Consider the following 19,748-nt stretch of genomic DNA (forward strand, 5'->3'; position numbering starts at 1 on the left):
GTCAAAGCTTGCGCTGCAGCCGATCGAAAACTCGCCTGGCGATCTCTGCGGGCGCTTCCTCCGGGTAAGGATGCACCGAGCTGACATTGATCTCGCCGAGGACGTAGCTGTCGGTCCCGTCGGCCAAGTCTGGACCGAGCATGAAGTCAGCATCCCAGATCATAGGCAAATCATATCGCGGAATATCCAACAAGGACATGAGCTGCGGCGTCCATTCGCCTTCCATAAACCGGCGCAGCCGCTGGAAGCGCGGGTCTGCGTTGGATGTGTACAGCCGCGGTCTAGCTTCGGAACGTACGGCCGGCGAGTCGACAAGTGCCTTGACCTTGTGATGACCAAACCCGGCGCAGCGATCGCCCGCCATATAGCAGCGCACCACGCCTTCTCCCAGGCGAGGCTGGTATGGCTGATCAACCACGCTGCCGTTTTCGAAATACTCCCCGCAGCGACGGAGAAAATCGTCCAGCGTCAATTCTTCGGAGGCGTCCTTTGTTGCGTCCAGCACCCTCAGCATGGGAGAAGTCGGCAGCCTCTCAACCTTCCAAACGCCTTGGCCGCCGTTACCCCGGTTGCGCTTGATCACGCGCGGACCGGCGGCGAGCCGCGTTGGCAACTCGGCGCGCATCGCCTCGGCGGTCTGATAGAGCGCAGTGTCGCTTCCCCACGCCATCGAGCGGGTGCGGTAGAGTACCTCCTTGGTGCCCATCTTGAGGATGACGTCCGGATGAGCGCTGACCCACACGCCCCGGACGGCGACATCGCGCAGCAGGGCGTCAAGGCCGGCGCGACTTCGACCATCCTGGATGGGATTGACCCAGACGAGCACACCGTCGACCGTGAGCAACTGTTCGCGGACCTCCTCGGCGAAACTCTCATCGTAGATCGCCGGGCGTGCCTCGATGCCGACGGCGGTGAGCGCTTCGAAGACATGCACGAAGCGGCTGTTCTGAGGGGTGGCATCGCGGCGGGTGGCAGCGTCGCCTCGCGAGAGAATGGCCACGGAATATTGGGATGAGGATCGACGTTTGGTCATGCGCAAGCTCCACGTATTACGTGCTGCGCAGCGTTTGGACCGAGGTCTCACGGGGAGTCTGCTTGTCCCCTCGAAAACACTCTATGTGAGAACGCCTGGACCTTTCAAGGCGACGGGACAGGAATTCTGCCTGGTGCCGCCCACGCGGTGTCGCAGTCGGAACCAGTGAAATCTTCGTGACTTCCCAGCGTGTAGTGTCGAGTTCACGCGGGTTGACAGCTTCGTCTTCAGGGTTTTGAATTCGGTCCACGGGGATTTGCGATCTCCCCGTGAGGCGACATGCCCAAGAATCGCGTCCTTAGTTACCGAGGGCGCAGCATGTCTTCATCATACTCTTCCATTTCACCCGACAAACTGTCTCGACTGATAGGCACGGCGGCCGCGCCTGCGCTCAGATGCGTGCATCGTCGAGGACCCCTCCGCGACATGCGCTTGATTCCGGGCGCCCAGCGCTCTCGCATCTCGGCGAAGATCGGGCATCTCGTGTGGTTCTCGTCGCTTCACACGTCACGGACATCCTGCTGCGGCTGGCGAGCACCAAATCAGGAAGTATCGCGGACGGAATTTCACCTGGGGCGGGAACAACCAGGGAGAACGAGGATGCGAGCACAAATGATCTATTGGGCCGCCATAGTGCTGGCGATCGCGGGTGGGCTGTCGCCGGTTCACGCCCTGACCCAAGAGGAGTTGGTCGCCAAGATTCAGGCGGCTGGCTACTCGCAGGTGAGCGAAATCAAGTCGACGGCCGAAGGCACCACCGCCAAGGCAGTGAAGGAGGGCAAGCCAGTGACGCTCGTCGTCGACAGCAGCGGCCAGATCAAAGAACAAAAGACCGAGGAAGGAGCATCGCGATGAGAACGGCAATTCCGGCCCTGATCGGCATCGGCGCGTGCGTACTGTCGCCGGTTTCCGGACCGTTCATCCCGGCGGCCCATGCGCAAAGCGTCGACTGGCAGAGGGTCGATGAGACGCTCGGCCGCAAGCCCGCGGTCTCGGACGACGTTCACCGCTACGGCTTCCCGCGCACGGACCTCGCGGTGACTTTGGACGGAGTGACGATCAGGCCGGCGCTGGCGCTGGGCGGCTGGGTCGCGTTCAAGCCCGCGCATGGCGGTGCCATGGTAATGGGAGACCTTGTGCTCCTCGAGACGGAGATCAATCCCGTCATGGCCAAGATGATCGCGAGCGGTCTCGAGATCACCGCCGTGCACAACCACCTGCTGAGGGCGAGCCCGGCGACGTTCTACATGCATGTCGCCGGTCATGGAGACCCCGTCAAGCTGGCCTCGGCCATCCACGACGCGCTGGCCGAAAGCAAGACGCCGTTGACGGTCCCGGTGGCGGCGAATCCGCCGCTCGCCGTCGATCTCGACACGGCGAAGCTCGACCAAATCATCGGTGTCAAGGGGCAGGCCAACGGAGGCGTCTACCAGTACAACGTGAAGCGGCGCGATCCGATCACGCAAGACGGTATGCCGCTGACGCCCGTCGGTGCGATGGGCGTCGCGATCGGCATCAATTTCCAACCCACCGGAGGAGGTAAGGCGGCCATCACCGGCGACTTTGTGTTGACCAGCGACGAGGTAAACCCGGTCATCGTGGCGCTGCGGACGCATGGCATCGAGGTGACAGCGCTGCACAGCCACATGTTGGATGAACAGCCGCGACTCTTCTTCATGCATTTCTGGGCGAACGACGACGCCGTCAAGCTGGCCGAGGGCCTGCGCGCGGCGCTTGATAAGACCGCCAGCATGAAGAGCTGAGTCGAAGATTGGAGGAAGGATTAGTAGCGATGCCTTACCAAGCCAAACCGATGCCGTTCATCCGAATTCGATCAGCGGCATCTCCGAAAAGATACTCGTCAGCCACTACGAGAACAATTAGGTCGGCGCGGTGAAGCGGCTCAGCGCTATCGGCAAGCCCAGCTTGCCGACCTCGACTTCGCCAAAGCACTGAATTTCGTCATCAACGGCCTGAATCGGGAGGAGTTGATCGCATCGAATTCGATGATCTTGCATAGGTCTAATTCGACGGCCTAGGAGGGGCGGGCAGACCGAGCGGCGCTCTCGCGGACGCGATCGAAGGCCGAAGGCGGCGGCTCCGGGTGGGTGATACTTTCGTATTCCCCTCGCGACAGGCGGCGTGGGGCGCCGATCACACGACGACGCTCGCCGGCCGTCACCCCGTGCTGATACTCGACAAGCATGAGCACGCCTACCACCTGGACTTCGGCGCGGCGGCCGCCCGCTACGTGAACGTCTACATGGAGGCCATTCGCTGGGATAACGCCGCCAGACTTTACGAACAATTCGCTGGAGAAACCTGAGAGGCGACGCGCATGTGTCGCTGATCGAGTGAATGAGACGAGGAGGGGTGCGTGAAGATCGTGAGACATGCACTGGCGAGTCTTGCCCTAGCCTCCATGCTGGCTTCGTTAACGGGAGGGAAAGCCATGGCCGAAATCCTAAATTTTGACCAAGCTACTGTGGGAAGCCCGCCCGAAGGGTGGATCTTTACGATGACGGGGAAGGGAAAACCGAAATGGACCGTTGAGGCCGACCCCACGGCGCCAAGCAAGCCCAATGTCCTCAAGCAATCCGGACGGGCGACTTTTCCGTTAGCGATCAAAAGCGATACCGACATCCGCGACGGCTTCGTCGAGGTAAAATTCAAGGCGGTGACCGGGTCGGAGGATCGCGCCGCGGGGATTATCTGGCGCGCGACGGATGCCGACAATTACTACGTGGTCAGGGCAAATGCTCTGGAGGACAACGTCGTGCTCTACAAGACGATCAAAGGCGTTCGATCGCCTCTGGAGATCGTGGGTCGGAAAGGCGGCTACGGCGTCAACACGCCCGTGCTGTCCGGGCAATGGCACGCGCTGCGCTGTGATTTCGCAGGAACCCGGTTCAAGGTGACGTATGACGGAAGGCCATTGTTCGAGGTGGAGGACGCCACGATTGCTCACTCGGGCATGATCGGCCTATGGACCAAGGCGGATAGTGTGACCCTGTTCGATGATCTGACGTATGGTGAGCTTAAATAGGTGTTCTTCGCCTGGCTGGAAATAATCACGAGCTTTCGATGCCTGACGGTACCGATGGCCCTGGTGATTGCGTCCACCTACCCACTGCGGGCGGAAGAAGGCGTGATCGCCTACAAATTACTAACTCCGGAGTTGGCGCTCGATCTCGCGCGCGCTGCGTTAAGCAGCTGCCGCGCCCGTGGTTACCAAGTCGCCGTTGTCGATCGCTTCGGCGTGCCGCAAGTGATGCTGCGTAATCGCTTTGCTGGTCCCCACACACCGCCAACGGCGTCGGGCAAGGCTTGGACGGCTGCCTCGTTCAAGACCAGCACGACAGAGCTGAATGCGATCAGTCAGCCCGGCATGATGCAGTCGGGCATTCGCGACCTTCCTGAAGTGGTCATCATTGGGGTAGGGCTGATGGTCGAAGCGGGCGGTTCGCTGGTCGCAGGGATAGGGGTCTCCGGAGCTCCCGGCGGTGACGCTGACGAAGCGTGTGCGCGGGCCGGTATCGACGCCATAAGGGATAAGCTGGAATTCTGACCTCAGCCGGTGCCATTTGGTACCAAGATCTGTTGTCGCCCGCTTCGTGAAGGAATTCAGAGAAGGCCGACCAAGGTTAACAATTGGTCCCACGCTGTCCGCTTACCGCTTGCCAAGAGTAGGTGCGAGCTCGGAGTTGGAAAAGTCACGCGCGGCGATGGAGGCGCTGAGCGGCACGCGCCGACCGCCGGGTTGGCATTGGGTTGCGACCATCATTTGCCGAAGTACGTCGTCGAACTGGACTCCCCCTGTCCTGAAAACCCTTTGTTGCCGCAGCGAGCTTGACACGCTACGGCACTTAAAAAAGGAGTAATCTGTGAACTAGCTCATTTTAGGTTGAAGGAGATCGTGCCTCACTGAGGGAAGGCAAGTTCGAGGTTTGCACCAGGAGGCGGGCAATGCCGATCAGTACGGAGACGACCTCGTTCACCAAAGACGTTCAGGGCCGCTATCTTTGCAACAACCTCGCGGAGGTTGATGCCTGGAAATCCGCAGGCGGGCGTCCGTTCGATTTCATTATTGTGGGAGGTGGAACGTTCGGCTCGGCGATCGCCGAGCATTTGTGGTTCCGTCAAAAACAGACCGGCGGCGGATTGCGGACGCTGATCGTCGAGGCCGGGATGTTCACCGTGCCCGAGCACGTCCAGAACACCGGAATTCAGGGGTTCGCCGACCCGGCTAATCCATTCTTCCTGAACGAAAACCTGCCGCAGCCGGAGCCGCCACGCAACGAGGTCTGGGGCATCCCCTGGAAGTCGACCATTCCCTTCAAGGGGCTCGCATATACGCTGGGTGGTAGATCGCTTTACTGGGGCGGGTGGTCGCCGCGTCTCCTCGATGAAGAAATGGCGACATGGCCGCCCAGCACCGTGGCCGATCTGAACACCCGTTATTTTGACGAGAGCTCCCGGCAGATCGGTGTCGACGAGGCGAACGATTTCATCGCCGGCGAACTACAGAACGCCTTGCGACGTCGACTTTTCGACAATCTTGCCAGCGTCCCAGGTGTGTTTTCCCTCGACGCGCTTCCGCCGTCGCCGCTTTTGAAGCCCGGCGCTGAGCCTGCACAGCTACTCGGTCTGACGTCTACTGGCGGACTTTCTCAAAACGATCTGCTGAATTTACTGAAGCTGGAGGCGCCCCTCGCGGTACAGGCGCGGCCGCCCCATGCGGGATTCTTTCCGCTGAACAAATTCAGCGTCGTTCCACTCCTGATGAAGGCGGCCCGGACGGCGGCAAGCGACTCCAACGGCAATGATGCAGTTAAGGAGTTCATGGTACTGCCGGACACGCACGTCTTGTCGCTCCGTACAGTTCCGACTGCTGGCGGTACTTGGCGCGTTGCAGGCATCGATACAAGCCGCGGCCCAATCGATCTGGCGCCGGGCGGTGCCGTTATCATGGCGCTCGGGACGATTGAGAACGCTAGGCTTGCGTTGGCGTCGTTTGACACAACGGGACTTCCGACCTTGCCGCTCATCGGCGAGAATCTGATCGCCCACCTTCGCTCAAATCTCGTCATCCGCGTGCCTCGCGCAGCGATTTCCGGTCTCTCGCCGACCGTCAATGAACTGCAAACCGCCGCGCTCTTCGTGAAGGGGCGAGCGACCCGACCGAACGGGGATCTGATCGGCCGCTTCCATCTTCAGATTTCAGCGAGCGGCGGCGGCAATACGGTTGGCGGAGAGGATGAACTCTACCGCAAGGTTCCGGATGTCGACTTCTACGACCAGCTTCGTACCTCCAACGATACACACGTGGCTATCGCAATAAGGGGGCTCGGAGAGATGGAGCCCGTCGATCCGGCTAACCTTACTGCCCACCCAAGCCGTGTCGATTTGAGCTCGCGCACCGACGAATACGGAATTCGTCGCGCATCGGTCGCGCTCACGACGACGCCACGGGATCAGGAGCTCTGGGGCGCAATGGACGCGGCCATGCAACAGGTCGCCGCCATTTTTGCCAACGGGCAGCCGATGCAGGTACTCCAGAACAATCAAGACGGTCTCGGGACGACCCATCATGAAGCCGGGACGCTTTGGATGGGGACCGACCCGACCGCGAGCGTCACGGATGGCAACGGGCGTTTCCATCACACCGAAAATCTCTATGCGGCCGGCCCGGCGCTGTTCCCGAGCATCGGCTCACCCAACCCGATGCTGACCGGCATTGCGCTGTCGCGCCGCACCGGCGACCTCATCATGACGCCGCCGCCTTTCGCGGCCGATGCGGGCTTCGAGACGCTGTTCGATGGCACCTCGCTCGGTGACTGGACGATGTCGACGATCAGCAACCAGCCCGGGCGGGACGATCCCGGCTCGTTCCGGGTCCGGCGGGGCGTGCTCGAGGGACGAACCAGAACAGATCTGGGCCTGCTCTGGCTCAAGAGACCGACACCCGCCCGCTACGTTTTGCGGTTGCAATGGATGATGACCGCGGCGGACAACAATTCCGGCGTGTTCATCGGTTTCCCGGATCCCCGCAACGAAGGCTACGACAACACGGCCTATGTCGGCGTCAATTTCGGCTTTGAGATCCAGATCGACGAACTGGCCCGTCCGGATAACGCGCCTATCCATCGGACAGGTGCGGTCTACGGCTTCAAGGGGCCGACCGATGGTCCATCGGTCGTTCGCCCGGCGGGAGAGTGGAATGAATACCAGATCACCGTCGATGGCGCCGACATCACCGTCGTCCTGAATGGACAGACGATCAATCTCTTCCATTTTGCGGGCGATCCTCAGTCTCCGCGCCGCGGACTTCCATCGACCGCACAGGACCCGCGCTTCATCGGCCTGCAGACGCATACGGGCCGCGTGCTCTTCCGCAACATCCAGTGGAAGGCCCTGTGACCGATGAACCTGATGCCGCTGGGATCATTGGGTGCCGTGGAGACGAACGGCACCGTCACGTTCGGACTCTGGCTCCCCTGGGTGTCGGCGGCCGACGGCAACGTCGTCACCGTGAAGATCATCCATGAGGCGGACCAGTTTCTGCAGGAGATGCCGGCCCGCGAGTTTCAGCTCGTGCACAGTGTTCGTCCGCCCTACGGGGATTTCTGGTCGGTCGCGGTCCCCATCGCCGGGACTCCGCCCGCGGTGCTTGGCTCCGCCTGGGGCAGTCCGGGCCGTTATGTCTACCGCTATACGATCACCAATCCGGACGTCGGCACGCTGGATTGGATCATCGACCCCTTTGCGCGCGAGTTCGGTGTAGGCAAACAATCCGCCTTCACCTTGGGATACCAACCGTACGTCTGGAGCGCCGGCGAGGCCCAGTGGCGAACGCCGGCGCTGGCGGATCTGATCCTCTATGAGGTGAACATCGCGGAGTTCGGCGATGATCTCGACCGCGCCCGCGGCCTCGTCGCCTACCTGGCTGACCTCGGGATCAACGCCATCGAGATCATGCCGCTGTCCAATGTCGGCAGCTCGGTCGACTGGGGCTATCTGCCGATCGGCTACTTCGGGGTCGACGAGCGCTTCGGCAAGCGGTCGGACTTCCAGCAGCTGGTCGACATCTGCCACCAACACGGGATCGCCGTGATCGTTGACGTCGTCTATGGCCACGCCGGCGTGGATTTCCCGTACTACGATGCCTACACGCGGCTGCAGTACCGAGAGAATCCGTTCATGGGGCCGTTTGCCAAGGACTACTTCAGCAATTTCGGCAAGAGCACGGACTTCAATCGAGAGATCACGCGAGACTACTTCTATACGGCCAATCACCATTGGCTCGATGTGTATCACGTCGACGGCTTCCGCTACGACTGCGTTCCAAATTACTGGGACGGGGCGATGGGCGTCGGTTACGCCAGCCTCGTTTATGAAACGTACCAACTCACGAAGGCGAACATCGCGTCAGGCCATCCGTATTGGAGCCGCTTCGAAGGAGGCCCCGGCAAGCCGCTGGCGCTGGTTCAAATGGCCGAGCAGCTCGAAGCCCCGGAAGACGTGCTGCGGTCCAGCTACTCCAACAGCACCTGGCAGAACGGCACCTTCGGCGCGGCCCGCGCGGTGGCCCAGGGTGACCGCGGCCAGCTCGCAGACCTCGGCATGAAGCTCGGGCTGTTTGGCTACCCTGACCGGGAAACAGTCAACGGCGACGACATTCCCAAGACCGCGCTCCAGTATATCGAAAACCACGACCACGAACGATTTCTGTGCAACTTCGGTACCTCCAATCCGGACGAAGCACGCAATCCACTGTTCGCGGAGGGCGACCGCAGGCGCTGGTACCTTCTGCAGCCCTATTTGATCTGTCTGCTGATGAGCAAAGGCATTCCGATGCTCTGGCAAGGCGAGGAGTTTGCGGAGAACTATTTTCTGCCCGATCTCGGAATGGGCCGGGTATCGCTGCTGCGGCCCATGCGTTGGGACTTTTTCTACGATGAGTCAGGCCGGCCGATCGTGAGCCTGGTGCGCAGGTTGCTGCGCATTCGGCGGCAGAGAGACCACATTCGTCAAGGCACGTACTTCTTCTTCAATGATTGGGACCGGTACCAGCAGTTCGGCATCCTGCTGTTCGCGCGTTACGACGGCGCCAGGTACACCTTGATCGCCATTAATTTCGGCGACACCGACCGGACCGTTCCGTTCTGGTTTCCTAAGGCCGGCGACTACGTCGAAGAGCTGCATGGGGGCGCTCTAGATCTGAAGAATGTTCCTGCGCTGCAGCAGGTCTGGCTGGACATTCCCTCGCACTACGGACGAGTTTGGACGCTGACGTAAGCTCCATCCACGCACGTTTTTGTCGTCGAGTAAGACTGGCACAACGCCGCTCCGGAGTGACCTGGCGAGGCGGCGGCAGTTGTCGGAGCTTCTCGTTACATGTCGGATGCCAACTTCGACGATTCGGGGGCGTTCCTCTAACCTGTGAGGCGCCCTCGGCCGATGGCTAAGTTCTGCAGGATCCTGGATACAACGATTATCGTTCCTCCGAACTTGAGACCTCCAGGGTGCCGCCGCGGCATTCCGCTGCCTCGCAGGAACCTTGGACCTGGGCCGCCCTTGCAGGCAAGCGTTGCGGCCCAGGTCATCCGATCGATCGTCCAGCCGGGAACTGCCGAATTGCGTTTTACGTGGCCGCCGCTCGCCCCGCGTCAGTGATCCGGTATTCGATATCGCCGGATGGAAGCGGTTCGGTCTCCACGAGACCGAGCTCCACCAGCCGTGCCACAATCTCATGGTCGAACATCGGCGGGCTGACCCAGGATTCGCCGAGCAGCTTCCTCAAAAATTCGCGCTCCAGATCGGTTAGTTCCATCCCGAACTCCACTCGCCCAGAACAAGGCCACCGAGGCTTTGCCAGGAACGGAGCCATCGTCCTCCCGTTGACTCCAGAAGACAACATCTGGGAGGTCAACATGGCCATGGAAGATCGCGAGACCTTCAGCCTGATCGGAAGCGACAAGGTCGAGGGCACGAATGTCTACGGGGCCGACGGGGAAAAGGTCGGCTACATCGAGCGCGTCATGATCGACAAGGTCAACGGCAAGGTCTCGTACGCGGTGCTGAGCTTCGGCGGCCTGCTCGGCATCGGCGACGATCACTATCCGCTGCCCTGGCAGGCGCTGAAATACGACACCAACCTCGGCGGCTACGTCACCGGCATCACCCAGGACCAGCTCCGCGGCGCCCCCAAATACGCCGATGAGAGCACTTGGAACTGGAGCGACCCCGCGACGACGCGCTCGGTGAACGCCTATTACGGTGTGCCAGTGGCTTGATACGGCGTACTCCGGTGCCCGCCTGGCTGACGGCGGAGGTCGCTTCCGCCGGACCGCGGACCAACGCACCGCCGCACGCGAGGCGACCCGGCTCGGTCGCCGAGGGGACTTGAAAGTGAGTGATGCCGTTCGTGTTCTGGTCGTGGAGGATGAGGCTCTCATCGCCAGCTTCGTCCAGGACGCTTTGTCTGACGTCGGCTTCGAGGCCTACTCGGTTCATTCGGGGGAGGAGGCCATGTCCACTTTTTGCGACGGCCGCGAGGGATGTCGGGTCCTGCTGACGCAACCTGGGTGACGGCATCAGCGGCTGGGAGCTGGCGCGGCAGATCAGGGAAATCACGCCTGGCTTTCCTGTGGTCTACATGACGAGCGCCAGCGCCCCTGACTAGCAATCGCAGGGCGTCGACGGCAGCGTCCTGATTCAGAAGCTCTTTGCCCCGGTGCAATTGGCTGCCGCCGTCTCGCAGCTGCTCGACAATAGGGCCTCGCCTAGTTGAACCAGGATTGTTGTAAGCTCAGTCCTTCGGTCGGGCCGGCAACGGTGGGCAGCGGATCGTCGAGTGCCAGGGCGCCGTTAGAGCGGAGCCACAGCCTGATTGACGTGGTCAACGGCGCTGCCAGCGCGTGTTCAGCGGTTAAGGCATACGGCTCGCGTGATGGTGCACCAGCAGCCACTTGTCACTGCGCTTTTCGAATATGTTAGTCGCAAGCGCCGAAATGTCGAGTACGTCGCCGTTCGCTCGGTGCGCGTACACCTTTTCAACACCTACGACCCAAGCGATGTTGCCGTTGACCGCTATCTGCGGATTGTCCATCACAACGGAAAAGTCCTTGTACCGAACCGGATGGTCCGCGTAACTTTTTTGGACGGCCTCCCAACCCGCGATCGGTACTTTGCTTGCGGGGTGTATGACAGAAACAGACCCGTCCTGGGCCCAAGTCGCCTCGATAGCCTTGACGTCCAGCTTGGAAAACGCCTGTTCGACCTGCGTGTTCGCTGCAAGCACGTCGGCCTTATCGTCTGCGCGTGCTGAGACCGCTCCACATGCGACCAAGAGCATGGGTATGAGCGAGCGACTGAAAGGATTCATATGTGGTTGCTCCGTTTGCGAGCGGCAATCTCCGTAGTTTGACCCGGTACGGCGCCACGCACAAGCCGCCGATTCTTTCACGAGGGCGCGGCCTGGCGCTATCCCTTAGCCCTGCATGGGGCCGCAGCGCGCGCCGCCGCTACCGCCATCCAGTCCCGCAGCAGTCCTCGGTCCTCTCTCGAAAAGGACGCGCGCCGCTTGAGATCGTCCAAGGTCTCGCCGGGATGGCATCGCGCGTAATCCTCGCGGATCAGCGACTCGAGATAGGTCGGGTCCCCCTCGCTGCCGGGATCGAGATGCTGGCGCGGGTCGGTCCTCATGGATTTCCTCCGGCGCACGTGGCGTCACGATGCAGCACAACGGAAGAGCAATCGTTGGTTCGGGCGCAGATCCTGCCACACGAACTTAGACGGTCTTTTTTAGACGTTCGCAAATCAGGAGGTAGAGGCCACCATCTGAGGCGGCCTTAATGCAGCCTCTGGCGCAGCTTCCTGATGATCTCGCGAAGGTCGTTCGCGTACTCCTCGATGACGCGCCGAGCTTCCTCGACCCGGGAGGGCTTGGCTTCCTCAACCCGTTTTGGTTTCTCGGGCTCAGTCATGGCCGATGGTTCGTCGGGATGCAGACCGGCCGTTGAGCTAGATCAACGGTTCAGACGAGTTAGGATGCTTCCGAGAACGAATTAGGACGGCAATAGCAGGACTGGCAAGTTCGTCGTCGCCGCACCAACTCGTTTGTAGGTGCGAAGATGTGAGGGGACGCGATGTCGACGGTCGCAAAGCTGCTTGCGCGGAAGGAGCGGCTGCTGGAGCAGCTCGAGGGCGATCCGGGCCCGAACGAACGCCAGGAAATCGAACGGCTGCTGGCGCAGATCGAGACCGCGCTCAGCCTCCTCGTTCCAGGAGACGCCGACACCTCGGCTGAGTAATGATCCAGCTCCGCGCTCACAGTGAGCTGAGGTCATCCGGCACGTCGCCGAACTTGCGGATCAGCCTGGCGTCGCTGAAGTCGCCGGACGACGGGTCGCCGGTCCGCGAGAAGGCGATGGCGCCGGCATGCCCTGGCTTGCGAGAGAGGGCCTCGGCCCGCATCACCGCGGCGTTGGCACTCAGGCACTCCGCCGCCTCGCCGGCGGCTATGCCGTCGTCGGAGAAAACGAACGGCAGAGCGACATAGTAGGTCACTTCAGACATCTGCCTCATCCTTGGGTTCGCGCGCCCTTGGAAGCCGCCCGCGCGCTGAGCTCGACGAGCTGAGCCTCGAAGGAAGTCGTTGGCCACGATGAGCGCCTTCAGCGCGGCTGATACCAGGAGCATCGCGGATCAGGTCAACGCCATCGGTCGCATGGATGCGATCATTCACAACGCGGGCGTCTACGCGCAGACAATTCGCGGCTCGACACCCGAGGGGCACGCCGGAATTCTCGCGATCAACACGCTGGCACCGTACATGCTGACGGCGCTGATCGAGCGCCCTGGTCGCCTGATTTATCTCAGCAGCGGCCTGCATCGCGGCGGCGAAGGTTCGCTCACCGACCTCGATTGGACGAAGCGTAACTGGGATCCAGCGAAGGCCTACGCCGAAAGCAAACTTCATGCTGTGGCGCTGGCTTTTGCGTTGGCGCGGCGCTGGCCGACAGTGCTGAGCAATGCCGTCGATCCCGGCTGGGTGCATACGAAGATGGGCGGCCCTGGCGCACCGGTGGACCTCGAGACCGGACAACGAACCCAGGCCTGGCTGGCGGTAAGCGACGATCCCGCCGCGATGGAGAGCGGCCGGTACTGGCATCACCTACGGCAGGAGCAGCCGGCCGGCGAGGCGGTCGATCCTCAGTTCCAGGATCAGCTCATTGCGCGTCTCGGCGAGCTGACGGGCATCGCCCTTCCTCAGGCTTAGACGCGGCTGGCGGTCGCGGATTCCGTGAGCCGTATATCGGACATTTCCGGTCTGGCCCCAAGTGCGGACGTGCCGGGACGCCAGCCGACCTTCGCCTTCGGGCCACAAAGAGACATTGGCTCAGTGGCCAAACGGCAGCTAACATAAATCCAGGCGCGGCACCCAAGCTAGATTCAGCTTTCCAATGGTGATCATCGAGTCGGTCATCTACAGCGGTCGGCGTCACGAGTTGGGCCGGCAGAAACCGGAGAAACCCATGGATTTTTCCTCTCATGATACACGAGGATACCAAACAGTTTCAGCAGCGGCCGGGTATGATGAATGGTCTAAATTCTATGATGCCACAGTCAGCGAGCAATTGGACTTGCCGCTTCTTGAAAAGTCTCTCAGCCTTAAGAGTGCAACGTTTCGCGATGCGTTGGACCTCGGCTGCGGCACCGGACGGATTGGCTGCTGGCTTAAGCAGCGGCTCATCGAGAACATCGACGGCATCGATCTAAGCGAACGAATGCTGGAGCAAGCCTCCCGCAAGGGTTGCTATCGAGCGTTGAAACTAGCCGACATGTTGTTCAGTGGTCTTCCCAGCACTTCTTACGACCTGATCATAAACTCGATGGCGGTAGAGCATGTGGAAGATTTAGAAGTGTACTATGCCGAGAGTAGTCGACTTCTCAAAGCCGATGGTCTTCTCGTCACCATCGGCTTTCATCAATATTTTCTATTGAATGGTATTCCAACCCACTTCGATCGCCGTGACGGCAGCCAAGTCGCAATTCGAAACTACATTCATCTCTTTAGCGATCACTTTACCGCCGCAACCGCCAACGACTTCACGTTGGCCGAGGTCGAAGAAGCTGTCGTTGATAGGTCTTGGATCGCGGAGCGGCCTGCTTGGCGGCGCTATGTAAACAAGCCGGTTTCGTACATGCTCGTCTGGCGAAAGATAGCGACTCCTGGGACGTCGATTAGCAAAGAGGCTTGATTCAGGACTGTGCGGCTAGTCCGGATAGGGTCAAAATGCGAAGCACTCAGGTTGAGCAAATCTGGACCGCTCTGCCGCCATGAGCGGACCTCCGTCAGACTTGGCGCAACTTCGCCGATGGGCCATGAGCGGTCCTATCCGCCAGCACGATCGAGTCGTCGTTGCTCAAACTTAAAACATAAGAGATCCATCTCGGCGCTGTTGATGCCACTCCGGAAGAATCGGCATGTGAATTCCATTTGTGCTTTGCCTTTGGCCGGGTCGCTCGCACTGCTCAAGAAAATGCACTCGCCGCAATTGTCGGCGTGGTGACGGTGCTGATTGGTGCCTAGTCGACCTAAAACGTCTCGGAGCGCGTCTCGAAAATTGTTGGCACCAAGCTCAAGGGCACTGATCGCGTTCACAAGCGGCCCGATTGGATCGCGGGTCAGCATCTTATCGCCTTGCGGAGTCACACGGAGGCTTACAGAGCGTTTGTCCTCGACGGACGGTCTGCGCTCCACGTAACCTTTGGCTTCAAGCCCTTTGAGTAGCTGCGACACGGCTGATCGAGTGGTCCCAACGAATTGGGCCAATGCGGAAGGGCTGCGGGAGAAGCTGTTCGCACGAGCCAAAAAGCGCAACACCATCCATTCTTGATCACTCAATCCGTGCTGAGGATCTTCAAAACGCCAAGTATTCTCCGCTCGCAGTAGCAGATCGACTGCTTGCCGTGCTGCTCTGATCATCTCCTGCCAGCCCGCCCCGATTGCAACTTATTAGACACAGGGTATGTGAGGGCACGGCAAGTCGAGCCGCGCAAGACATACCTAGGTTTGCTGTGAGGGTGCCGAGGCCGTCTCAAAATAAATTCTGAGCATTGTACCCGCAGGGAGAGCACAGAGAGGGGATTGCAAGTTTCCCGAAGATGCGGCGTTCCCCTCAACGCTGAATCACGACGTCGGCTTTGGGGCACAAGCCGCCGAACTGGCACCCGGCTGCAAACTTCCGGTCTGCCGCTGTGAGCGGATATGCAGCGGCACCCTGCCAACGGAAGCGACGGGCCAATTCCGGACCTGCGTGTGTCACGGCTAAGAACGCGAAGCGAGCAGAGTCCGACATTCACCAGGTGACGCGGAAGCCACCAGTGCCTCTGTAGCTGTGGTTTTCGCTGGGGTCTTCGAGGCTCGCGCGATAGGTGATTTCGCCGAACACGGCGTAGCGGCCGTTGGCCCAGCTATAGGTGCCGCCACCGCCGATGCTGCCCCACAGCCGGTCGTTGGTATTGGCGAAGCCTGTGCCGGCGACATCGATCCTGGTGCCGTTGAGGAACTCGTAGTGCAAATTGCTGATCGCGTAGACGTCTGAGCGGATGATGCCCGAGGCGTCGTTCCAGACATTTTGATGATTGAGCGACAGCCCGACGCGGCCGAGCAGACTGTCGGCATTGCCCGGCGAGGCGGGCGCGCCGAACCGATCGGCGAAGGCATCGAAGTCGACCTTCGCATAGGAAAGCTGCGCCTGCGGCGTCAGCGAGAAGCCGTTGCCGACCGCAATCCGCTTGCCGCCTTCGACGCTGAACGTGTAGCCGATGCCCTCATTGCCATGCGTCAAGCTGCCCGCGAGCGCCGATGACAGGTCGCTGCGGTAAAACATGGTCTGCGCCTGGCTGTCGACATAGAAGCCGTCATGGCCATACCAGGTCGCGGTCGCTCCCACCCCCGTTCCCTCGGCACGGATGCGGCCGTTGCCGAAGAACGAATTGATGTTGGCCGTCGTCAGGCCATATTGCGCGGTGAGGCCGACGATCAACCGGCCGCGATCGTTGTCGAGCGCAACGCCGTCAAGACCGACCTGCGCCTTCATCTCGTCGGCATTGTAGGTCGAGCCTGTCGTGTTCGACGGCCGCAATTCGCTCTGCCCGCCCTCGATGCGGCCCCAGAATGCCGATTGCGTCCACGAGCCATCCGCCGCCGGCGCCGTGTTGACGCCGGCGCGCGCCATCGCCTCGGTGCCGTTCCAATAACGGTTGCCGACGCGCTGCTGCAGGCTCGGCGCCTGGTTCATGCCGAGCAGCACCTGTCCATAGTTCTCGTAGAGGGGAACACCGGGCTGGTAGAGCGGTCCGGCAGGTGGCGATGTCGGCGGATTAATGAGACTTGAACGCAGATACCAGTCGCCATCCGCCGGCGTGCTGACCCCGTTCTTCTGCAGCGTATAGGCGTAGGCACCGCCGACGACGGCCTGCTGGCCTTGCAGCACGTAATTGCCCTGCAAGACGAAGCTCCCGTTTGAGCTACCGGCAATGTCGATCACCTTGATGCCCTCGATCGTCTGCGCGCCAGCGCCGCCCACATTGGTGATCCGCAGCGTGGAGGAACCGGACGTGTTTCCCTGCACCACGAGGCGATCCGTGGCCGAGTTGTCGCCGCCGAGCGCGGTGTTGAGAAGCAGCGTGCCGCCGTTGCCGACATAGTTCCCGGTCACCGTCAGTGTGGTCCCCGGCGTGCCGCCGGTTCGCACGGTGCCGGCGTTATCAAGCGAGGCCACCGTCTGATTGAAGCCGTTCAGGTCTAATGTCGTGCCAGCGTTTGCGACAGTGGCGGAAGCGGCACTGAAAGCGCCCGCCGCGCCGGCTCGTAGCGTGCCCCCGCTCAACGTGGTCGCGCCGGTATAGGTGTTGCCCCCCGCCAGCGTCTGCGTGCCGCTCGCGAGCGTCAGTCCGCCGCTGCCGTTGATGGCTCCGGCGAACGTATCGTTCGCATTGGTGACGATCAGGTCTTTGGCGCCCAGGTTGACGGTGCCGGTGCCGGCCAGACTCTGAATATGCGAGCCGGCACCTATTATCGCCGAAATATCGAATGTTGCGTTCGCGACCACCCGGCTCGAGTTGGCGAGGGCATCAGTGGCAGAGCCGGCAGGGCCGGCCAGCGCAAGCGTGCCCTGCTGGATCACCGTTTCGCCGGTGCGGGTGCTCCCGGAGCGGAGGCTGAACGTTCCGGCACCCGTCTTGGTCAGCGCGCCGACGCCGCTGAATCCGAGAGTGCCGACGGTGAATCCGTTGGTGTCGACCGTCAACCCGCCGGCGGCGACATTGATCTGGGTGATTGATCCGCCAAAAAAGGTGTTGTTGCTGGCCAGGGCGCGGACGGTGGCTGTGTCAAAATTCATCTGCCGCGCTCCGGCGCCCGCAACCAGACCGGTTGTCTCCAGGACGCCACCGCCGCTGATGTTGAGCGTGCCGAAACCTGCGGCAAGGTTGCCGAGCCTCATCCCGTTCTGGGCGACGACGGTCGCTCCATCCGCAATGTTGAGTGTGCCGTTGCCGGCATTGCCGATGAGGAACGTCGTACTGGATACGATCCACCGCGATCCGGCGCCGGTCACCGTCACGATGCCGGTGCTTCCCGTGCCCGAACCGACCTGAGACAGGGTGCCGCCGCTCGTCAGCGTGCTGCCGTTCTGAATTGTCAGGCTGCCGGACGTTGCAGCTGACACAGCGACGCCGAAGGTGCCCACCGCAGCCGACGCAGCACCGCTGACGCCGAGGATGGTCGGATTGGGGGACACTGTATTGATGCCGGCCGCGGCACCGGCACTGGGCAGAATTCCGCCTATCCAGTTGGCAGCGACGGTCCAGTCGGAACTCGTGCTGCCGCTCCAGCCTTGTGCTGCCACAGATCGCGGCAGCAGCGCCGATAGCATGGCCACCGAGACACTCGTCAGCAGCAGACGACGGAATTGAGCGCCTCTGCGAGAGAGTAGTGAACGCGTTTGGTACAACTGCCGCTTGTCATCGATCGGTCGTGAAGTCGTTGCAGCCCCGATGCATTCGCGCATCTTATCTCAGCCTCTCAACGAGCCGCGCGGTTGTAGTCACAAGCGGATCGCGACCTGTTATCGACCACTACGGTAAATGACGCAGGTGGGTTCGACAACGACGCTGCGCGTTAGTCGAAGCAAAAACAGGCATTGTGTCTTTGATGCAACGTGAGCGCGACTGAATTAGGGAACTGGCAAGCAGCCTGCAAACGGTGCAGCGACATACACCTGCGCGCCTCAGAATTAAGGTCTGCATCGGGTCAACAACGCCAACTTGATGGGCGCTGCCTCACTTCCGGTCCGCCCCGATTAGCAGACCATATCTGAGCCAAACCGCAGTTCGCCTTCGGGCCGATTTTGTTGCAGAAGTCGGCAGTGACTGGTGATGTGGTTCGGCCATTTCACTTGGGGTAACGGGGCTGGTCCCGCGACCCCGACGCTCTCTACGCAACTTTTACGCTACGCAGTACACAGAGCCTGGGCGGGTGGCGGTCGCGCAACTAGCGATGCGAGCCGCCGCAGGTTCTGAGCGATGGCGGCCAGAACAAACTCGTCCTGCGCGCCTCGTGGACCACGCAGTCGGAGCCGACCAAGCTTCAGGATGCGCTTCAAGTATGCGAACCTCATCTCGATCTTCTTGCGCTCATGCCGCGACCGCTCGAAGCCTTTGGTGCCAGCCAACGACCGGGCAACGTCTCGGGCATGCTCATGGATATCGCGTGGGATCTTACGTGATGGCTCCGTTGGGCAGCACTGCGGTTTGAGCGGGCATGCATTGCAGTCGAGCTTGCTTGCGCGATACAGAAGGGTCTTGCCCTCGTGCGCGGTACCGCTCGTCCCAAGCCGCTTTCCGCCCGGGCAATGGTAGACGTCGCTGGTCGGGTCATATCGAAAGTCGCTGCGCGAGAAGGTGCCATCATTCCGCTTCGACTTGTCGAACACGGGGATATGTGGCGCGATGCCCTTCTCCTCGACCAGCCAGTTCAGCATTGGAGCGGCCCCGTAAGCGGTATCCCCGATAAGCCGCTCCGGCTTGAGACCAAAGCGTTCCTCCGTTCGCTCAATCATGGTCCTCGCTGCTCCGACCTCGGCCTGGCGAATGGAGCGGGAGGCCTCGACATCAACGATGACGCCGAACTTCACGTCGATGAGATAATTGTCGGAGTACGCGAAGAATGCCGGTCCCTTGTGAGCTCCGGTCCACTGCGCCGCGGGATCGGATGGGGAGACGAACTTCGGCACAACGTCGCTGGCGGCGCCCCACGCTGTATCGTCGAGGGTCGCCAGATACTCCTTCACCGCGCGGCTGGACCTTTGCGGATCGCGGTCCTTGCGCCAATCCTGACCTGCGATCGAGCGTTGCTTGTTGGCATCAGCCTGGATCAGGCTCGCATCGACAGCAAAGCCATCGCCGCCAACCAGGCCGGCCGCAATGCACGCCTCCACGACCCGCTCGAACATGTGGCGAAATACATCTCCCTCGCGGAAGCGCTCGTTGCGGGCGCGCGAGAACGCCGAATGATCCGGGATAGCGTCCTCGATCCCGAGCTTGCAGAACCAGCGATAGGCAAGGTTCACCTGCACTTCACGGCAGATCAGCCGCTCCGAACGGATCGCAAAGACATATCCCACGACCAGCATCCGGATCA

Annotated in this window: 19 protein-coding genes and 1 pseudogene; 12 read left to right on the forward strand and 8 right to left on the reverse strand. The window is 61.3% G+C overall.

The features are described from left to right. Nucleotide 1 precedes the first annotated feature (1 nt). The gene (locus tag E4K65_RS28210; RefSeq protein WP_135176896.1) at nucleotides 2–1,033 is read right to left on the reverse strand and encodes a Cj0069 family protein; all 1,032 of its coding nucleotides are present in this window, start codon (nucleotides 1,031–1,033) and stop codon (nucleotides 2–4) included. Between the two features lie 600 nt (nucleotides 1,034–1,633). On the opposite strand from E4K65_RS28210, the gene E4K65_RS28215 reads away from it, so the two are divergent. The 7 genes and pseudogenes from E4K65_RS28215 to E4K65_RS28245 all read left to right on the forward strand — a co-directional run bounded on the left by E4K65_RS28215 (nucleotide 1,634) and on the right by E4K65_RS28245 (nucleotide 9,331). Beyond that, nucleotides 1,634–1,888, forward strand: coding sequence for a hypothetical protein (locus tag E4K65_RS28215; RefSeq protein WP_167771221.1), 255 nt, complete (start codon nucleotides 1,634–1,636; stop codon nucleotides 1,886–1,888). Beyond that, entirely contained in the window at nucleotides 1,885–2,796 is a 912-nt protein-coding gene (locus tag E4K65_RS28220) for a DUF1259 domain-containing protein (RefSeq protein ID WP_167771222.1), read from the forward strand. The genes E4K65_RS28215 and E4K65_RS28220 overlap by 4 nt, the downstream gene beginning before the upstream one ends. A gap of 29 nt (nucleotides 2,797–2,825) precedes the next feature. Further along, a pseudogene (locus E4K65_RS50055) lies at nucleotides 2,826–3,359 on the forward strand (Fe-Mn family superoxide dismutase). Nucleotides 3,360–3,410: 51 nt separating this feature from the next. Continuing rightward, entirely contained in the window at nucleotides 3,411–4,079 is a 669-nt protein-coding gene (locus tag E4K65_RS28230; protein ID WP_235885750.1) for a hypothetical protein, read from the forward strand. A 54-nt stretch (nucleotides 4,080–4,133) separates the two neighbouring features. Next, entirely contained in the window at nucleotides 4,134–4,601 is a 468-nt protein-coding gene (locus E4K65_RS28235) for a GlcG/HbpS family heme-binding protein (RefSeq protein WP_135176924.1), read from the forward strand. Nucleotides 4,602–4,999: 398 nt separating this feature from the next. Beyond that, nucleotides 5,000–7,453 (forward strand): 3-keto-alpha-glucoside-1,2-lyase-like domain-containing protein, encoded by a 2,454-nt coding sequence (locus tag E4K65_RS28240; RefSeq protein WP_135176897.1) that lies wholly within the window; start codon nucleotides 5,000–5,002, stop codon nucleotides 7,451–7,453. A gap of 3 nt (nucleotides 7,454–7,456) precedes the next feature. Further along, nucleotides 7,457–9,331 (forward strand): alpha-amylase family glycosyl hydrolase, encoded by a 1,875-nt coding sequence (locus E4K65_RS28245; protein ID WP_135176898.1) that lies wholly within the window; start codon nucleotides 7,457–7,459, stop codon nucleotides 9,329–9,331. A 346-nt stretch (nucleotides 9,332–9,677) separates the two neighbouring features. Here E4K65_RS28245 and E4K65_RS47610 read toward each other — a convergent pair whose 3' ends face one another. Next, complete coding sequence (locus E4K65_RS47610; protein ID WP_167771223.1) at nucleotides 9,678–9,866, reverse strand: hypothetical protein; 189 nt, start codon at nucleotides 9,864–9,866, stop codon at nucleotides 9,678–9,680. A 100-nt stretch (nucleotides 9,867–9,966) separates the two neighbouring features. Here E4K65_RS47610 and E4K65_RS28255 point away from each other — a divergent pair, with 100 nt between their 5' ends. Further along, nucleotides 9,967–10,329 carry a PRC-barrel domain-containing protein gene (locus E4K65_RS28255; protein ID WP_135176899.1) on the forward strand — a complete coding sequence of 121 codons (363 nt, stop codon included), beginning with the start codon at nucleotides 9,967–9,969 and terminating at the stop codon, nucleotides 10,327–10,329. A 635-nt stretch (nucleotides 10,330–10,964) separates the two neighbouring features. Here the strand turns inward: E4K65_RS28255 and E4K65_RS28265 are convergent. Both E4K65_RS28265 and E4K65_RS28270 read right to left on the reverse strand, forming a co-directional pair. After that, on the reverse strand, nucleotides 10,965–11,336 hold the full coding sequence (locus E4K65_RS28265; protein ID WP_167771224.1) for a YybH family protein: 372 nt from the start codon (nucleotides 11,334–11,336) through the stop codon (nucleotides 10,965–10,967). 182 nt (nucleotides 11,337–11,518) lie between these two features. Next, nucleotides 11,519–11,740: a hypothetical protein gene (locus tag E4K65_RS28270; RefSeq protein WP_135176901.1), complete on the reverse strand. Its 222-nt coding sequence runs from the start codon at nucleotides 11,738–11,740 to the stop codon at nucleotides 11,519–11,521. 149 nt (nucleotides 11,741–11,889) lie between these two features. On the opposite strand from E4K65_RS28270, the gene E4K65_RS47615 reads away from it, so the two are divergent. Beyond that, complete coding sequence (locus E4K65_RS47615; protein WP_167771225.1) at nucleotides 11,890–12,057, forward strand: hypothetical protein; 168 nt, start codon at nucleotides 11,890–11,892, stop codon at nucleotides 12,055–12,057. Between the two features lie 126 nt (nucleotides 12,058–12,183). Then, a complete protein-coding gene (locus E4K65_RS47620) occupies nucleotides 12,184–12,348 on the forward strand; it encodes a hypothetical protein (RefSeq protein WP_167771226.1) in 165 nt (54 codons plus the stop codon). Between the two features lie 16 nt (nucleotides 12,349–12,364). Here E4K65_RS47620 and E4K65_RS28275 read toward each other — a convergent pair whose 3' ends face one another. Next, a complete protein-coding gene (locus E4K65_RS28275) occupies nucleotides 12,365–12,613 on the reverse strand; it encodes a hypothetical protein (protein ID WP_135176902.1) in 249 nt (82 codons plus the stop codon). An 88-nt stretch (nucleotides 12,614–12,701) separates the two neighbouring features. On the opposite strand from E4K65_RS28275, the gene E4K65_RS28280 reads away from it, so the two are divergent. Beyond that, nucleotides 12,702–13,316: a Rossmann-fold NAD(P)-binding domain-containing protein gene (locus tag E4K65_RS28280; RefSeq protein WP_235885751.1), complete on the forward strand. Its 615-nt coding sequence runs from the start codon at nucleotides 12,702–12,704 to the stop codon at nucleotides 13,314–13,316. Between the two features lie 256 nt (nucleotides 13,317–13,572). Continuing rightward, nucleotides 13,573–14,298, forward strand: coding sequence for a class I SAM-dependent DNA methyltransferase (locus E4K65_RS28285; RefSeq protein ID WP_167771227.1), 726 nt, complete (start codon nucleotides 13,573–13,575; stop codon nucleotides 14,296–14,298). Nucleotides 14,299–14,432: 134 nt separating this feature from the next. On the opposite strand, the gene E4K65_RS28290 is transcribed toward E4K65_RS28285, so the two are convergent. The 3 genes from E4K65_RS28290 to E4K65_RS28300 form a co-directional block, all read right to left on the reverse strand. After that, nucleotides 14,433–15,026 carry a MarR family winged helix-turn-helix transcriptional regulator gene (locus E4K65_RS28290; RefSeq protein ID WP_347340974.1) on the reverse strand — a complete coding sequence of 198 codons (594 nt, stop codon included), beginning with the start codon at nucleotides 15,024–15,026 and terminating at the stop codon, nucleotides 14,433–14,435. 373 nt (nucleotides 15,027–15,399) lie between these two features. Next, complete coding sequence (locus E4K65_RS28295; protein ID WP_209312095.1) at nucleotides 15,400–17,982, reverse strand: autotransporter family protein; 2,583 nt, start codon at nucleotides 17,980–17,982, stop codon at nucleotides 15,400–15,402. Nucleotides 17,983–18,558: 576 nt separating this feature from the next. Next, nucleotides 18,559–19,748: transposase (locus E4K65_RS28300; protein WP_135176904.1), on the reverse strand; the 1,190-nt coding region annotated here is incomplete at its 5' end.

The organism is Bradyrhizobium niftali, from assembly GCF_004571025.1.
GTDB classification, from domain to species: Bacteria; Pseudomonadota; Alphaproteobacteria; order Rhizobiales; family Xanthobacteraceae; genus Bradyrhizobium; species Bradyrhizobium niftali.

What these genes read in the sequence shown, in the direction of transcription:
- E4K65_RS47620 (WP_167771226.1), top strand. Translation starts at nt 12,184, where the DNA reads ATGTCGACGGTCGCAAAGCTGCTTGCGCGGAAGGAGCGGCTGCTGGAG.
- E4K65_RS28235 (WP_135176924.1), top strand. Translation starts at nt 4,134, where the DNA reads ATGGCCCTGGTGATTGCGTCCACCTACCCACTGCGGGCGGAAGAAGGC.
- E4K65_RS28270 (WP_135176901.1), bottom strand. Translation starts at nt 11,740, where the DNA reads ATGAGGACCGACCCGCGCCAGCATCTCGATCCCGGCAGCGAGGGGGAC.
- E4K65_RS28295 (WP_209312095.1), bottom strand. Translation starts at nt 17,982, where the DNA reads ATGCTATCGGCGCTGCTGCCGCGATCTGTGGCAGCACAAGGCTGGAGC.
- E4K65_RS28280 (WP_235885751.1), top strand. Translation starts at nt 12,702, where the DNA reads ATGAGCGCCTTCAGCGCGGCTGATACCAGGAGCATCGCGGATCAGGTC.
- E4K65_RS28220 (WP_167771222.1), top strand. Translation starts at nt 1,885, where the DNA reads ATGAGAACGGCAATTCCGGCCCTGATCGGCATCGGCGCGTGCGTACTG.
- E4K65_RS47615 (WP_167771225.1), top strand. Translation starts at nt 11,890, where the DNA reads ATGCAGCCTCTGGCGCAGCTTCCTGATGATCTCGCGAAGGTCGTTCGC.
- E4K65_RS28215 (WP_167771221.1), top strand. Translation starts at nt 1,634, where the DNA reads ATGCGAGCACAAATGATCTATTGGGCCGCCATAGTGCTGGCGATCGCG.
- E4K65_RS28240 (WP_135176897.1), top strand. Translation starts at nt 5,000, where the DNA reads ATGCCGATCAGTACGGAGACGACCTCGTTCACCAAAGACGTTCAGGGC.
- E4K65_RS28210 (WP_135176896.1), bottom strand. Translation starts at nt 1,033, where the DNA reads ATGACCAAACGTCGATCCTCATCCCAATATTCCGTGGCCATTCTCTCG.
- E4K65_RS47610 (WP_167771223.1), bottom strand. Translation starts at nt 9,866, where the DNA reads ATGGAACTAACCGATCTGGAGCGCGAATTTTTGAGGAAGCTGCTCGGC.
- E4K65_RS28255 (WP_135176899.1), top strand. Translation starts at nt 9,967, where the DNA reads ATGGCCATGGAAGATCGCGAGACCTTCAGCCTGATCGGAAGCGACAAG.
- E4K65_RS28285 (WP_167771227.1), top strand. Translation starts at nt 13,573, where the DNA reads ATGGATTTTTCCTCTCATGATACACGAGGATACCAAACAGTTTCAGCA.
- E4K65_RS28290 (WP_347340974.1), bottom strand. Translation starts at nt 15,026, where the DNA reads ATGATCAGAGCAGCACGGCAAGCAGTCGATCTGCTACTGCGAGCGGAG.
- E4K65_RS28275 (WP_135176902.1), bottom strand. Translation starts at nt 12,613, where the DNA reads ATGTCTGAAGTGACCTACTATGTCGCTCTGCCGTTCGTTTTCTCCGAC.
- E4K65_RS28245 (WP_135176898.1), top strand. Translation starts at nt 7,457, where the DNA reads ATGAACCTGATGCCGCTGGGATCATTGGGTGCCGTGGAGACGAACGGC.